At 72.1% G+C, this 16,155-nt stretch carries 8 protein-coding genes; all 8 read left to right on the forward strand.

Annotated elements, in window-relative coordinates; translation table 11 throughout:
• The first annotated feature begins 24 nt into the window (after positions 1 to 24).
• From rseP to gatB, 8 genes are read left to right on the forward strand one after another with little or no spacing between them, the layout of a single operon-like run.
• Complete coding sequence (rseP, locus tag HZB25_01375) at positions 25 to 1,401, forward strand: RIP metalloprotease RseP (protein ID MBI5835871.1); 1,377 nt, start codon at positions 25 to 27, stop codon at positions 1,399 to 1,401.
• A 5-nt stretch (positions 1,402 to 1,406) separates the two neighbouring features.
• The gene (locus HZB25_01380) at positions 1,407 to 3,371 is read left to right on the forward strand and encodes a BamA/TamA family outer membrane protein (GenBank protein MBI5835872.1); all 1,965 of its coding nucleotides are present in this window, start codon (positions 1,407 to 1,409) and stop codon (positions 3,369 to 3,371) included.
• Between the two features lies 1 nt (position 3,372).
• A complete protein-coding gene (locus HZB25_01385) occupies positions 3,373 to 7,311 on the forward strand; it encodes a translocation/assembly module TamB domain-containing protein (protein MBI5835873.1) in 3,939 nt (1,312 codons plus the stop codon).
• A 59-nt stretch (positions 7,312 to 7,370) separates the two neighbouring features.
• Complete coding sequence (locus HZB25_01390) at positions 7,371 to 10,652, forward strand: PD40 domain-containing protein (GenBank protein MBI5835874.1); 3,282 nt, start codon at positions 7,371 to 7,373, stop codon at positions 10,650 to 10,652.
• Positions 10,636 to 12,900, forward strand: coding sequence for a UvrD-helicase domain-containing protein (locus HZB25_01395; GenBank protein MBI5835875.1), 2,265 nt, complete (start codon positions 10,636 to 10,638; stop codon positions 12,898 to 12,900). The genes HZB25_01390 and HZB25_01395 overlap by 17 nt, the downstream gene beginning before the upstream one ends.
• The gene (gene gatC / locus HZB25_01400) at positions 12,900 to 13,190 is read left to right on the forward strand and encodes an Asp-tRNA(Asn)/Glu-tRNA(Gln) amidotransferase subunit GatC (protein ID MBI5835876.1); all 291 of its coding nucleotides are present in this window, start codon (positions 12,900 to 12,902) and stop codon (positions 13,188 to 13,190) included. Before HZB25_01395 ends, gatC begins: the two co-directional genes overlap by 1 nt.
• Positions 13,187 to 14,638, forward strand: coding sequence for an Asp-tRNA(Asn)/Glu-tRNA(Gln) amidotransferase subunit GatA (gatA, locus tag HZB25_01405; GenBank protein MBI5835877.1), 1,452 nt, complete (start codon positions 13,187 to 13,189; stop codon positions 14,636 to 14,638). Before gatC ends, gatA begins: the two co-directional genes overlap by 4 nt.
• Positions 14,635 to 16,155, forward strand: a complete 1,521-nt coding sequence (gene gatB / locus HZB25_01410) for an Asp-tRNA(Asn)/Glu-tRNA(Gln) amidotransferase subunit GatB (protein ID MBI5835878.1) — start codon at positions 14,635 to 14,637, stop codon at positions 16,153 to 16,155. The genes gatA and gatB overlap by 4 nt, the downstream gene beginning before the upstream one ends.

Genomic DNA, 16,155 nt, shown 5'->3' on the forward strand with positions numbered 1-16,155 from the left:
GCCATCCGAGGGAAAAGCAACCCCATGGGAAATCTGCTGGAAACCATCCGGGCGTTCCTCCTGGTCCTGCCCCCGATCATCTTCTTCCACGAGCTGGGCCACTTCCTGGTGGCCCGCTGGTGCGGCGTGCGCGTGGTGCGGTTCGCCATGGGCTTCGGGCCCGTCATCTTCAAGTACACGCACGGCGGCGTGGAGTACTGTCTGTGCCCCATCCCGCTGGGAGGATACGTGAAGATGGCCGGCGACAGCCTCGAGGATCCGGAGCGCACCGGCGCGCCGGACGAGTTCCTGGGCGCGGCGTGGTGGAAGCGCGTGCTGATCGCGGTGGCGGGCCCGCTGTCCAACCTGCTGCTGGCGTTCGTGGTGCTGGTGATCATGTTCCGCCTGGGTGGCAAGTTCGAGGACTACCCGGCGGTGCTGGGCCGCCTGGCGCCCTCCACCTACGCGGGGCACCTGGGGCTGGCCCCCGGGGACCGGCTGACCTCCCTGGACGGCAAGCCCATCGCGTCGTGGATGAACTTCCGGCGCCTGCTGGACGAGTCCGATTCCACGAAGAACCCGGTGCACGAGCTGGGTGTCGCCCGCGGGGCGGGCAGCCTGGCGGTGCGCGTTCCCGACCGGGACCTGGCGCCCTTCCTGCGCGACCTGGTCCCGCACCGGCCCGCGGTGATCGGCACGGTGCTGGTCGGCGGCGCGGCCTACCTCGCGGGGCTCAAGGACGGCGACGAGATCCTCTCGGTGAACGGCACGGCGGTGGGCGAGTGGATCGACCTCACCGACATCATCTTCGGGAGCGCCGACAAGCCGCTGAAGTTCCACGTCCGCCGCGCCGGGCGGGAGGCGGACTTCATCGTGACCCCGCAGGCGCAGGAGGAGGGCCCCAAGGGCGGTCGCGTGGGCATCGCGGCGCAGTCCACGCAGTTCTACTACGAGCCGGGTGCGCCCTGGGGCCGCGCGGTGCGCGGCGCCTGGCTGGCGTCCTGGTCGCAGGTGGTGCAGACCTACGCGGGCCTGGCCCGGCTGGTGAACCGGCCGAAGCAGTTCTCGCAGCAGGTGGGCGGCCCGATCATGATCGGCCAGATCGCCGGGTACGAGGCCCGGCGGGGGTGGAGCGACCTGCTGGGCTTCTGCGCGTTCATCAGCATCGCCATCATGGTGTTCAACCTGCTGCCCATTCCCATCCTGGACGGCGGCCACGTGCTGCTGGCGCTGCTGGAGGTGATCCAGCGCCGGGCGTTGACGGTGTTCCAGATCCAGTGGGCGCAGCGCATCGGGCTCGTGGTGGTGCTCTCGATCGTGGTGTTCGCCTTCGGCAACGACATCCGGCGCCTGGTGGAGCGCAGGCTGAATCTCGTCTCCGGGGAAACCCGCGTGCGCGCGGCGCCCCGCGAGAACCCGTAGGCCGGATGCGCCCAGCCCTGCGGGGGGCGGGCCTCGCGGCCCCGGCCGTCCTCTCCGCGGTCCTGCTCGCCGCCGGGCTCGCCTGCCCCGGGCCGGCGCGCGCCGCCTCGGAAGTGGCCGGCGAATTCCTGCAGGTCGCGCGCGTCAGCTTCGAGGGCAACGAGACATTCGGCTCCGGCGAGCTGCGCAAGTTCGTGCGCACCCAGACTCCCTCCTTCCCGTTCCACCCCTTCCGTCGGAGCATCTACCGGCGCGACTTCATCCGCGGCGACGCGGACGCGCTGGCCGCGTTCTACCGCCGCCGCGGCTACCTGGACGTGGCGGTGGAGGACCGCACCACCACCGACCCGGAGGCGCGCGAAGTGGAGGTGGCCTTCGTGATCCGCGAGGGCCGGCGCTACCTGGTGGGCACGGTGGGCTATGCCGGTGTCACCCAGCTCGAGCCGCCGCTGCCCGCGCAGGGCTCGTTCCTGCGCACCGGGGATCCGTACAACCCTTTCGCGCGCGAGTCGGAGCGCGAGCGTCTGGGACTGCTGTACGCCGACGTGGGCTGTTACCCCCAGGTGCACGACACCGCCGCGGTGCGCGACAGCACGGTGGACGTGCGCTTCGCGGTGGCCGAGGGCCCGCCGGTGCACGTGCGGCGCATCACCCACGTGGGCACCGGCCCGCTGCACAACCGCCCCTTCGTGATCCGGGGCCAGATGGACCTGGAGCCCGGCAGCCTGCTCAGCCGCTCCACCATCGAGGCCGACAAGTCGCGCCTGTACGCCGCGGACCTGTTCGAGGACGTGCAGATCGTGCCGGTGAACGCCGACAGCGTGCAGCACACGGTGGATGTCGAGGTGCGGGTGCGCGAGCGCAAGCCGTGGTGGCTGAGCGGGGGCGTGGGCTACGGCTCGCAGGACCAGTTCCGGCTGCTCTCCGAGGTGGGTACGCGCTCGCTGTTCTGGACCGGCCGCCGGCTGGCGTTCACCTCCATGATCGGCTACGGTCGCCGGCCCTACCTGGACGCCAACGCGTTCAAGTTCCAGGAGGCCCGCCTGGAACTGGCGCTCACCGAGCCGCACCTGCTGGGCACCCGCACGCGGGGGCAGGTCTCGCTGTACTTCGTGGCCCAGCCGGACACCACCCTGCCCCACTTCACGCGCGGGGTGAGCGTGGACCTGCGGCGCGAGCTCACGCCCACCTCCAAGCTGCTGGCGCAATTCTCCCACTACGGCGTGACCTCCCATCCGCGGCAGGAGCCGGCGTTCTACACCAGCAATCGCTTCCAGCTGGGCTTCGACCGCGACATGCGCGACAACGCATTCGATCCCTCGCGGGGCAGCTACCAGGACCTCACCGTGCAGCTCTCCGGAGGGGTGCTGGGCGGCAACACCGCGTTCTTCAAGAACGTCGGCAGCGCCAGCTGGTACCGCCCGCTGCGCGGCCGCACGGTGCTGGCGGCGCGCCTGCGCGCCGGCGTGGCGATGCCCTTCCATCACGCCACCGGAGACTCGCTGGATCTCCAGATGCTGCGGGCCGAGGACCGCTTTCGCACCGGCGGGGCCAACACGGTGCGCGGCTACTCCGAGGAGGAGATCGGCGGGTCCGGGGAGGCCACCGTCACCGGGCACAGCGGCGACGCGTTCCGCGGCGGCCGGGTGCTGCTGCTGGCCGGCGCCGAGGTGCGCTTCCCCATCTGGGGGCTGTTCTCCGGGGCGCTGTTCCTCGACGGCGGCGCCGTGTGGCGTTCCTTCGGCGACGTCACGCTGCGCGCGTTCGCGCCCTACGCGCTGCGCGGCCCGGCGAGCTTCGACCGGTTCCGCTACTCCGCCGGCGGCGGGCTGCGCTTCGCCACCCCGGTGGGGCCGTTCCGCGTGGACTACGGCGTGAAGATCAACCCGCCCGAGCTGGGGGAGCTGCCCTCCGGGGTGACCGCGCCCGCGCGCACCTCGTGGCACTTCAGCCTGGGCCAGGCGTACTGAGATGGACGAGGACCGCGAACCCGCCGCCCCGATCCCGCCGCGCCGGCGCCGGCGCCGGTGGCCGTACGTCGTGGCCGCGCTGGTGGTCGCCGTGGCGGCGGCCTCCGCGGGGCTGCTGCGCACCGGGTCCCTGGAGCGAATCGCGCGGGAGTTCGTGAACTCGAAGCTGGAGCGCTCCGGCAACCTGCGCCTCACGTGGCGCTCGGTGCAGGGCAACCCGCTGCGCCGGGTGGATGTGCGCGGCCTGCGCGTGGAGCTGCGCGACAAGTCCCGCCGCTGGCACCGCTTCCTGGAGGCCGAGCGGGTCACGGTGGACGCCGGCATCCCGCAACTGCTGAAGGCCGCGCGGCTCCGGATCGAAATGGACTCGCCGCGAGTGTGGCTCACCGTGGACACCTCGGGCGCGGTGCTGCTGCCGGTGCTGAAGTCGGAGGGCGGCGGGGGAGGCGCGGGCCTGGAAATCGCTCCGCTCGCGGTGCGCGACGGCAGCCTGTGGATCGAGCGCGTCCCCGCCGCGCCCGAGCTCTGGGCCGCCGGCGTGGAGGCCACGGCGCGAGTGAATGTGCGCCGGGAAGCGAAGGTGGACATCGAGCGGCTGCGTGCGCGCCTCCCGGCGCGCGGGCTCACGCTGGACAGTCTCGCCGGAGCGCTGGAGCTGGGGGACCGCGGCTGGACCTTCCGCCGCTTGGACGCCCGCGGGCCGGGCTTTGCCGGCCGCTTCGAGGGCCGGTACGCGTCCGACCGGGACTATCTGCTCGATGCCCGCCTGGACTCCCTGGCCGATGGCGTGGTGTCCCCGTGGCTGGCCTCGAAGCTCCCGCCGGCACGCTTCTCCGGGACGGCGCACCTGCGCCAGGTCGGCGCGCGCCTGAGCTTCGAGGAGGACGGCCGGCTGGCGGCACCGGGGTTCGGCACCGCGGACGTGGCCATGCGCGGCGAGTGGCTGGGGCCGACGATCCGGCTGTCCGCCTGGCGCGTCACCATGGGAGGTGCCCAGGCGCTGGGCTCGGGCACGGTGCAGCCCGCCGGCCGGGCGCGGCTGGAGCTGGCCGTGTCCGGCGTGGACCCGGCACAGCTGGTGTTCCTGCCGCCCGCCTGGCGGATCGCGCAGACCGAGCTCAACGCCGGCGGAGCCGTGGAGCTGGAGTGGGGCGGAGGCGCGCTGAAGCGCGTGGCGGGACGCGCCGCGGTGGCACCCTCGCGGGTGCGGGGCCACCGGGTACAGGCCGCGGCGGGGGTCTTTGAATACCAGCCCGGTCAGTTCAGCGTGGATTCACTCGAGGTCTCGGGGCCGGGCGGGCGCGCCTCCGGCCGGCTGGCGTTCGGGCCGGAGTCCGCGCTGCGCGGCAGCGGGACGGTGTCGGTTTCGCTGGACTCGCTGGAGGTGCTGAGCCGGTCCACGGGGGAGCGGTTCTCCGGCCGGCTCGAGGGCAGCTGGCAGCTGGCCGGCGCGGCGGGCCGTCCCGAGCTCGGCACCCGGGCCGAGCTGGCCGACTTCCGCTGGCGCGGGATTTCCACGGCGGCGGCCACCGCCGACGTGCGCTGGCAGGGGCCCAGCGTCTCGGGGCTGGCGGCGCGGCTTCACGTGAGCGAGTTGCGCGTGGGCGACGTGGTGGTGGAGGGCGCGGACCTGGACGGTCAGGGCGGCCCGGTGACCCGCTTCCGGCTCACCGCGGCGCACCGCGACAGCACCGTGGAGGGAGAGGGACAGGTGGACTGGCGCGCCCGCCGCCTGACGGTGGAGAGCGGCGCGCTGGTGCTGGGGGCGAAGCGCTGGAGCCAGCGCGGCGAGTCGGAGTTCAGCTGGGCCGGCGACAGCCTGGCCTGGAGCCGGGTGCACTGGGGCTCGCCAGACGGCGACTCCATCGGCACCGACGGCTGCTACCGGCCCTCCGACGGGTCGCTGCGCCTCGATTTCCACGCCCGCCGCTGGGACCTGCGCGCGCTGACCGCGCACTTCCTCCGCCAGCGCGCCCCCGACGGGCTGCTGTCCGGGGACATTCACGTGGACGGCTCGCTGGCCGATCCGCGCTGCACGCTGGATGCGCAGGTGGAGCGCGGCGTGTTCGGAGGCCACCCCCTGGACCGGATTTCGGCCGGGGGCACGTTGCGCGACGGCCGCCTGGACCTGGACCACTGGGGTGTGGAACACGGGGGCAGCTCGCTCCTGGGCCGGCTGAGCCTGGATTTCCCGGAGGTACGCCGGCACGGGCTCAAGGCGCTGGTCCTGCCCATGGATTCGCTCTTCCGTTCCGCCACTGCCACCGGCAACGCCGGCCTGCAGCCGCTGGAGCTGGCCTCCCTGGGCGACTTCAACGAAGACCTGCGCCCGCTCAGCGGCCGCGCCACCGGGCGGGTGGAGGTGCGCGGACCGCTCTCGACCCCGATGGTGACCGCCGACCTGATCGGCGAAGACGTCACCCACGGCGACCTGCGCCTGGGGCGCGTCACCGTGCAGGCCGACTACGAGGCCGGCAGTCTTAAGCTCCGCCGGGCCGCCTCGGAGATGGGCGGGGAAACCTCCGTGGTGGAGGGCACATTGCCGTGCCGGCTGTCCCTGGACCCGGTGGTGTTCCGCCTCGAGGATCGCGAGATGGAGCTGCGGCTGCGGGCGCCCCAGGTGGACCTGGCGGTGCTGGCCACGCTGTTCCCGGACGCCATCGCCTACTCCAGCGGCCGCGCGGCCGTGGATGCGCGGGTGCACGGCCGGCCCCGCGACCCCCGCTTCCAGGGCTCGGCCACGGTGACCGACGCCACCCTGCGCTTCGCCGGGCGCGAGGAGGTCTTCCGCGGCGTGCAGGGTGACATCGCCCTCGAGGACCGCACCGTGCGGGTGCGATCGCTGCGCGGCCTGGCCGGCCGCGGCGGCTCGGTGGAGGGCAGCGGTTCCCTGGAATGGGACCAGAGGGGAGTCCGCGCCTACCACTTCGACGTGCAGGCCGTGGACGTGCCCATCAGCGACCAGCAGAACTACTCCGGGCTGGTGCGTGGGGCGCTGCAGGTGGATCCCCTGGCCCCGGGCAACCGCAACCCGCTGGTCCACGGGCGGCTGGTGGTGGCCGAGGGGCTGATGCTCATGGAATTCGGCAGGATCCCGCCCACTCTCGAGGAAACCCGTGAGAAGCCGGTGCTGCGGTGGTACTATGACCTCGAGGTCTCGGTCCCGGGGAATCTCTGGTGGAAGAACAGCCAGTCGGACATCGAGGTGGCCGGGGACATCCGGGCGCGCAACCTCGGCGGGTTCAACGAGGGCTACGGCTCCTTCGAGATCCAGCGCGGGACATTCGACGTCTACGACACCTCGTTCCGGATCGAGGAGAGCCCGGCCGGCACGGTGGTGTTCAGCGGGCCGATCGAGAACCCGGCGCTGAACCTCCGGGCCACGGCGCAGGCGTCCAACATGACCATCACGCTGACCGTGCCGGGCACCCGGGTGTTCGAATTGAACCAGCCGGGGAAGCTCCGGCTGAGCTCGGGCGGCCTGAGCGAGGCCGAGATCATCACCATGCTCACGGTCGGCAAGTTCACCCGCGTGGAGACCCCCTCCATCCCGGGGACTGGCCCCACGGTCACCGGGACGGCGCCGGGTGCGACCCCGCTCAGCGCGCCCCTGGGCAACCTGCTGCTGCGGCGGGTGCAGCGTGAGCTGGGGATCGGGTTCAGCCGCTTCCTGGACGTGTTCGAGCTGGGAACCGACCCCACCGCCGGGCGCTTCGAGGTGTCGCGCGTGGGGCTGGGCAAGTACGTGACGCGCGACCTGTTCGTGCGCTACGGGCAGACGCTCTCGTCCAACGCGGAGCGCGACCTGTCGCTGGAGTGGCGCCTGAACAAGTACCTGTTCCTGAAGGGGCAGACGGTGCGGCGGGCCCTGGGTGCGGCGGAGGCCGACGCACTCCAGACCAGCTACAACCTCGACCTCAAGGTGAAGTTCGACTACTAGGCCAGCCGTCCCCGACCCGGGCGGGCGGCCGCCACCGGCCGCTGGAGGCGACGATACCCATGACCCTGCGACGCGCCGGGTTGCTGCTGGCCCTCTGCCTGTTCCTCCTCCCGGGCACGGCCGGCGCCCAGACCTTCGGCAAGAACAAGATCCAGTACCGCACGTTCCACTGGCAGGTGCTGCAGTCCCCGCACTTCGAGGTGTACTACTACGAGGGCGGCCGCCGCCTGGCCGAGGACGTGGTGGCGATCGCGGAGCGCGCCAGCGTGAAGCTCTCGCGCGACCTCGATCACCGCCTGAGCAAGCGCGTGCCCATCCTGGTCTACAACTCCCACAACGACTTCTCCCAGACCAACCTCACCGACGAGATCATGGACGAGTCCGTGGGCGGGTTCACCGAGGCCCTGAAGAACCGCGTGGTGATCCCCTTCAGCGGCTCCTACGAGGAGCTGCGCCACGTGGTGGTGCACGAGCTCACCCACGCCTACATGTTCGACATCCTCTACGGCGGCTCGCTGACCTCGTTCTTTGGAAGCAGCAACTTCTTCAACGTGCCGCTGTGGCTGGCCGAGGGGCTGGCGGAGTGGGAGTCGCTGGGCATGGAGCCGGGAGCGGAACAGTTCCTGCGCGACGGCATCATCCACGACTACATCGTGCCGCTGCCCTACGAACCGGGCGGATACCTGGTGTACAAGCAGGGCCAGTCGGTGATGCAGTTCATCCACCGGCGCTACGGCCGCGAGAAGTTCGCCGAGCTGGTGCGGAGGCTGCGCACCTTCCGCGGGGCGGACCGGGCCGTGGAGCGCACGCTGGGCGTGAGCGTGAAGAAGCTCAGCGAGGACTGGATCAAGGACCTCAAGAAGCAGTACTGGCCGCAGGTGGCGGTGCTCGACGACCCGGAGAAGTTCGCCCGGCGCCTCACCGACCACGCGAAGGACGGCAGCAACCTCAACACCTCGCCGGCCATCTCGCCGGACGGCTCGAAGATCGCCTACCTGTCGGACCGGCGGGTGTACACCGACCTGTACGTGATGTCGGCCCTGGACGGGAAGGTGCTCAAGCGGCTGGTGCGCGCCTCGCAGAGCCGCCAGTTCGAGAACATCCCCAGCTTCCGAAGCTCGCTGGCGTGGTCGCCGGACAATTCGCGGCTGGCATTCGTGGCCAAGTCGTCCGGCCGGGACGTGATCTACTTCTACGACCTGGAGCGTGACGAGGTGGCCCGGGAGATCCGGCTCGACCTGGACGGCGTGAGCTACCCGGCCTTCTCGCCCGACGGCCGCACGCTGGCCTTCGAGGGCCTCAAGGACGGCCGCAATGACATCTACTTCGTGGACCTCGAGGGCGGCGCCCTGCGACGGGTCACCGACGACGACTTCGACGAGAAGGACCTGGTGTACGCGCCGGACTGCAGCCTGACCTTCTCCTCCGACCGGCACGGTCCGCTGGACCTGGCGGCCTCGCACACGGCGGGTGGGGCGGGGACGTACGGCATCTACAGCTTGGAGCCGGCCTCCGGGCGGGTCCGCGAGGTGCTGTTCACCGGCCACGACGACGCCCAGCCGGCGTGGTCGCCGGACGGCCGCGCGCTGGCGTTCGTGACCCAGCGCGACCACGGCCAGGACCTGTACGTGTTCCGCGGCTCCGACTCCACGGTGACGCGCGTCACGCGGCTGATCGGCGGCATCTACAACCTCTCGTGGTCCCGCACCGGCGACCGGCTGGTGTTCTCGGCGCTCAACAAGGGCGGCTGGGACGTGTTCTGCTCGCGCGAGCCGCTCGACGCCGACAGCGTGCTGGCGCACACGCGCGCCTCCGGCCCGGGGCAGGGCTTCACCTTTGCCGAGTTCGCGCGGCGCGAAGAGGCGCCCGCGGCGGGCCTGCCGGGCTCCCCCGCGGCGGGCACCGTGGCCGCGGTAACCGCTCCGATGCCGGCGCTCGCGGGCGGCTCCCCGGTCCCGGCCGCGCCCGACACGGCCGGGTGGTCCCCGGGGGTGGCGGATTCGTCCGCGCCGGCCGCCGCGGCCTCCGGCAGTCCCGCAACCCCGGTGGCGGCGGCCCCGGCCGACAGCGAGGCGCGGCGGCTCGCCGCCGTGGCCCCGGGCGCGGTGGCCGTTTCCGGGCCGCCCCCGGGCCCGCCTGGCAACCTCGCGGCCGGCGACACCTTGGGCTTTCCGCGGGTGCGTGTGACGCGCGAGGACAGCCTGGCCGCCGAGGCGGCCGCCGACTCGGCCTCCCGCCTGGTGGCCCAGCCGTATCGCACCCGCTTCTCCGCGGACTTCCTCAGCGGCGGTTTCGCGTACAACTCGCTGGTGGGTTTCGGCGGCGGGGCGCAGGTGGCGGTGAGCGACTTCCTGGGCAACGACCGCTTCTTCCTGGCCACCGACCTGTTCACCTCGTCGCTGGACGAGACCAACTTCCTCGCCCTGTACAACTACCTGCCGCGCCGCGCCGACCTGGCGGTGGGGCTGTTCCACTTCAAGAACTACTACTTCTCGCGGGTGAACAGCCTGGGCGAGCAGACCTCGGACCCGCGCTACTTCTCGGAGCGCAGCTACGGCGTGCTGGGACAGGTCAGCTACCCATTCAGCAAGTTCCGGCGCGTGGACTTCGACCTCTCCGTGCAGGTGATGAAGCGGGACAACCTGGTCACCGACAGCTCCGGCTACTACCTGGTCCAGGTCTCGGACACCACCAACGTGCTGGCCGCCCCGTCGGTGTCGCTGGTGTGGGACAATACGCTGGACGGCTGGTTCGGGCCCATCGACGGGAGCCGGTGGATGGCCTCGGCCACGCGGGCGTTCCCCATCGGCAGCCGCAGCCTCTCGTTCACCACGCTGTCGGTGGACTACCGCCGCTACTTCCACCTGGGCAGCGGCTACAGCCTGGCATTCCGGGCGCTGGGAATCGGCAGCTACGGCTCCAACCCGCAGCCCTCGTTCCTGGGCGGGGCCACCACGCTGCGCGGCTACGACAACATCTCCAACAACACCGACCAGCGCGTCTCGGTGATGTCCGGACGAAAGGCGGTGCTGACCAGCCTCGAGTTCCGCTTCCCGTTCATCCGGCACCTGGGCTTCAGCGCGCCGCTGCCCATCTCGTTCTTCAACATCGAGGGGGTGCTGTTCGCCGACGCCGGCGCGGCGTGGAACGACGGGCTGCGCATCCTGAGCAACGAGGACGGGCTGCACTTCGTGGACCCGCGCGCCAGCTACGGCGTGGGGGTGCGCGCGGCGGTCGCGTACTTCCTGATGCACCTCGACGTGGCGTGGCCGACGCAGGCCACACTGACCAACCCGGACAAGAAGCCCAGGTGGCACTTCTCCATTGGCCCCGAGTTCTGATCTCCTGAGCGACCTCAACGAGCCGCAGCGACAGGCGGTCCGCCACCCCGGCGGACCGCTGCTCGTGCTGGCCGGCGCCGGGAGCGGCAAGACGCGCGTGCTCACCCGGCGGGTGGCGTGGCTGCTGCGGGAGCGCGGAGTGCGGCCCGAGGCGGTGCTCGCGTTCACCTTCACCAACAAGGCCGCGCGCGAGCTGCGCGAGCGCATCGCGGCGGCGGTGGGGGAGCCGAAGGGGCTGTGGGTGGGCACGTTCCACTCCACGGGCGTGCGCATCCTGCGCCGCTGGGGCCCGGAGATCGGCATCCGACGCGACTTCTCCATCTATGACGACGACGACCAGCTGAGCGTGGTGCGGGCACTCCTGCGCGAGGAGGGCGGGACCGGGGGCAAGGAGGTCACCCCGCGGCAGGTGCTCTCGCGCATCTCCGACGCCAAGGAGGCCGGCGTGGGCCCGGAGGAGCTGGCGCGCCATGCGCGCAGCCCGCTGGACCGCCGCGTGGCCCGGCTGTACGCCCGCTACCAGGAGGAGCTGGAGCGCGCCTCGGCGCTGGACTTCGACGACCTGATCGTGTGCACGCTCCGGTTGCTGCGGGAGCGGCCGGCGGTGGAGGCGGCCCTGGCGGGCCGCTTCGAGCACGTGCTGGTGGACGAGTACCAGGACACCAACGCCGCCCAGGCGGAGCTGGTGAACCGCCTGGCGTCGCGCCACGGCAACCTGTGCGTGGTGGGTGACGACGACCAGGCCATCTACGGCTGGCGCGGGGCGGACCCCACGCACATCCTGAACTTCGACGCCGCGCACCCGGGCGCCACGGTGATCCGCCTGGAGCAGAACTATCGCTCCACCGGGACCATCCTCGACGCCGCGAACGCCGTGATCCGCAACAACCGCTCCCGGCGGGGCAAGGAGCTGTGGACCGAGAACCCGCGCGGCGAAAAGCTGGAGTGGCTGCTGGCGCGGGACGAGGAGGAGGAGGCCGAGCTGGTGCGCCAGAGGGTGGCGCAGGCGATGGGGGCCGGGTTGACCGCGGGCGACTTTGCCGTATTATATCGTACCAACGCCCAGTCGCGGGCCCTGGAGACCTCACTCCGGCGCGCCGGGCTGCCCTACCAGCTGGTGGGCGGCGTGGCCTTCTACCAGCGCAGGGAGATCAAGGATCTCCTGGCCTACCTCAGGCTCCTGCTGCACCCCGAGGACGACCTCGCCTTTCGACGCATCGCCAACGTGCCGCCGCGGGGCCTCGGAGACGTGTTCTTCGAGACCCTGGATGCGGAGGCCCGCGAGGGCCTGATCCCGCTGCTGGAGGCGCTGCGGCGCCGTTCGGGGCGGGGGGACCTCGCCACGCGGCACGCCGGCGCGCGCGAGCTCCTGGGACTGCTGGACGCGCTCGCGGGGCTGCGCGAGGAGAGCGTGGACGTGCTGGTGGCCGGGCTGGTGGAGCGGACGGGCTTCCGGTCCTTCCTCGAGAAGTCCGACCCGGACACCGCCGACGAGCGGCTGGAGAACGTCGCGGAGCTGATCGCGGGCGCCACTGCGTTCGCGCTGCGGGCCGAGGAGCCCACGCTGGAGGCGTTCCTGGCCGAGGCGGCCCTGCTCGCGGACATTGACCGCATGGCCGACGACGCCGAGCGGGTCACGCTCATGACGGCGCACGCGGCCAAGGGTCTGGAATTCCCGGTGGTGTGCGTGGTGGGAATGGAGGAAGGCCTCTTCCCGCACGCCAACTCGGCGCTGGACCCGGCGAGGCTCGAGGAGGAGCGCCGCCTGTTCTACGTGGCGCTCACGCGAGCGCAGCAGCAGGTGCTGCTCACCGGGGCGCGCTATCGCCGGCGTTTCGACCTGGCCGGTCCGACGCAGCCGTCGCGTTTCCTGGCCGAGCTGCCGCGGGAGCTGCTGGAGGGTGGGCAGACCCCGGGGGCGCAGCGCGCTGCGGGGCGATCCTGGCGCGACCGGGACTTCGATGACTTCGACCAGCGCGACGCGCCCGTCCCGGGGGCGGGGGGATCGGCGGGCGGCGCCGGGCCGGCCCGCACGGGTGGCGCCGGGAGCCATGGCGGCGGCGTCCCGCGCGCGACGGCCGAGCCAGAGAGCGGCTCGTGGGTGGGGCGGCAGCTGCTGCACTCGCGGTTCGGGCCGGGCCGCGTGGTGGAACAGGAAGGCAGGGGCAGCCAGGCGAAGCTGACGGTGGAGTTTTCCGGCGGCGTCCGCCGCAAGATTCTCGCACGGTACGCGGAAGAGAATTTCTGATGAAACTGACCTCGAAGGACATACGGCACGTGGCCGAGCTGGCGCGCATGGAAGTGAGCGACGCCGACGTGGAGACCTACATCTCCGAGCTGGGCCGGATCCTGGGATACATGGAGAAGCTGGCCGAGCTGCCCACCGCCGACGTGCCGCCCACCGCGTCGGTGGGCGTGGACGCGCTGCCGCTGCGCCCCGACGAGGAGCGCGCCGGCTTCGCTCCCGGCCAGGTGCTCGAGAACGCGCCCGAAGTCTGCGAGGGCCACTTCCGCGTGCCGCGGGTGGTGGAAGGATGATCACCGCCGCCGCGCTGGCGCACGACCTGCGCGCGGGCAGGCTCCGCCCCACCGAGGTGGCGGAGGCCGCCCTCGCGCGCATCGCCGCGTCCGACCCGAAGCTGCATGCGTTTCTTCACGTGCGGGGCGCCGACGATTTGATGGCGGAGGCGGCCGCGCTGGAGAAGCGCCCCCGTGACACGTGGGGCCCGCTGGCCGGGGTGCCCGTGGCCCTCAAGGACAACATGTGCGCGGTGGGCCAGCCGTGCACCTGCGGTTCGAAGATCCTGGAGGGATACCGGCCGCCCTACGACGCCACCGTGGTGGAGCGGCTGCGCGCCGCGGATGCCCTGATCGTGGGCAAGACCAACCTGGACGAATTCGCCATGGGTTCGTCCACCGAGAACTCGGCCTACGGCCCCACGCGCAACCCGTGGGACCCGGAGCGGGTGCCCGGGGGATCGAGCGGCGGTTCCGCCGCCGCCGTGGCCTCGGGCATGGTGCCGCTGGCGCTGGGCTCGGACACCGGCGGCAGCGTGCGCCAGCCGGCGGCGCTGAGCGGGGTGGTGGGATACAAGCCCACCTACGGCCGCGTCTCGCGCTATGGCCTGGTGGCCTTCGCCTCCTCGCTGGACCAGATCGGCCCCTTCGCGCGCACCGTGGAGGACGCCGCGCTGCTGCTGGGCGTGATCGCCGGCCCGGACGCGCGCGACGCCACGTGCATGGCGGAGCCCTTCCGCGTGGACGCCGCGGAGCTGGCCGCCGGTGTGAAGGGGCTGCGCGTGGGCGTGCCCGACAACCTGCTGCGCGAGGGGCTGGATCCCGAGGTGGCGGCCGCCTTCCACGCAGCGGTGGACACGCTGGGCGGGCTGGGTGCTGCGCGCGCGTCCCTGGAGCTCATGGACCCGGCCTACGCGGTCTCGGCCTACTACATCGTGGCGCCCGCGGAGGCGTCCTCCAACCTGGCGCGGTACGACGCCGTGCGCTACGGGCTGCGCCTGCCCTCGGACGACCTCAAGGGCATGTACCTCGCCACCCGCCGCGCCGGGTTCGGCGCCGAGGTGCGCCGGCGCATCATGATCGGCACCTACGCGCTCAGCGCGGGCTACTACGACGCCTACTATCTCAAGGCCCTCAAGGCGCGGACCCTCATCCGGCGCGACTTCGAGCGCGCCTTCGGCAAGGCGGACGTGGTGGCGGTGCCCACCTCGCCCACGCCGGCGTTCCGCATCGGCGAGAAGGTGTCCGACCCGCTGTCCATGTACCTGGCGGACGTGTTCACGCTTTCGGTGAACCTGGCCGGGCTGCCGGGAATCTCGGTGCCGTGCGGATTCACCGCGGCGGGCCTGCCGGTGGGGCTGCAGCTGATCGGGCGCTTCGGGGAGGACGCGCGCCTGCTGCGCATCGCGCACGCGTTCCAGGCGGCCACCGATTTCCACCTGCGCGAGCCCGCGGGGAGCGCGTCATGAGCGGCCCGCGCGGCCATGTCCGCGGCGCCGACGGCCGCACCTGGGAGACCGTGGTGGGCCTGGAGGTCCACGCGCAGCTGCTCACCCGCACCAAGGCCTTCTGCGGGTGCCGCAACCTGTACGGCGCGCCGCCCAACACGTTGGTGTGCCCGGTGTGCAGCGGCCAGCCCGGGGTGCTGCCGGTCCTGAATCGCGCCGCCGTGGAGCTGGCGTCCCGCGTGGCGCTGGCGGTGGGGGCCCGGGTGCGGGAGCGCAGCGTGTTCGCGCGCAAGAATTACTTCTACCCGGACAATCCGAAGAACTACCAGATCTCGCAGTACGACCTGCCCTTCTGCGAAGGGGGCGGGGTGCCCATCGAGGCGGACGGGGCGCGGCTCGACATCGGCCTCACGCGCATCCATCTCGAGGAGGACGCCGGCAAGCTGATCCACCCGGAGGGTGGGACCGACCCGCGCGCCTCGTGGGTGGACTTCAACCGCGCGGGGGTGCCGCTGATCGAGATCGTGAGCGAGCCCGAGATGCGCTCCGGCGAGGAGGCCTACGCCTACCTGGCGCAGCTCAAGCAGCTGCTCGAGTACCTGGAGGTCTGCGACTGCAACATGGAGGAGGGGAGCCTGCGCTGCGACGTGAACGTCTCGGTGCGACCGGCGGGCGCCACGGAGCTGGGTGCGAAGTTCGAGATCAAGAACCTGAACTCCTTCCGCAACGTCCAGAAGTCCATCGACTGCTACGTGCGCCTGGCCACCGGCGACGGGGCCGACACCGGCGGCGCCAGCGACCTGTCGCGGCACCTGGACCGCGGCTCGCACACGCTGGCCTACGACCCCGCGGAGGATCGCCTGACGGTGATGCGCAGCAAGGAGGAGGCGCACGACTACCGCTACTTCCCCGAGCCCGACCTGCCGCCGCTGGTGGTGACCGCGGCCGACCTGGACCGGGCGCGGGCGGAGCTGCCGGAGCTGCCCTGGGCCCGCCGGGAGCGCTTCGCCTCCGCGTTCGACCTGCGCCCCTACGACGCGCAGGTGCTGACCGCCACCCGGGCGCTGGCCGATTACTTCGAGGCGGTGGTGGCCGGCGGGGCTGAGGGCCGGGCGGCGTCCAACTGGATCCAGACCGAGGTGCTGGGGGCGCTGGCCCGCGAGAAGAAGGAGTTCGCGGACTTCCGGGTGCCCGCCGCGGGGCTGGCGGAGCTGCTGGGGCTGGTCAAGGACGGCACGCTTTCGGGCAAGATGGCCAAGGACGTGTTCGCGGAGATGGTGTCCACGGGCAGGACCGCCGGCTCGGTGGTGTCCGAGCAGGGCCTGCAGCAGGTCACCGACGCGGGCGCCTTGGACACGGCGGTGCGGCAGGCTCTGGCGCAGAACGCCGACGCCGTGGCATCCTACCTGCAAGGGACGGAGAAGTCCTTCACCTTCCTGGTGGGCATGGTGATGAAGGAAACCCGGGGCCGGGCCAATCCCGCCCTGGTCAACGCAGCTTTGAAGCGGGCCCTCGAGGCCCTGAAGTCCCAAACCTGA

It is taken from the genome of Candidatus Eisenbacteria bacterium (assembly GCA_016235265.1).
GTDB lineage: Bacteria > Eisenbacteria > RBG-16-71-46 > RBG-16-71-46 > JACRLI01 > JACRLI01.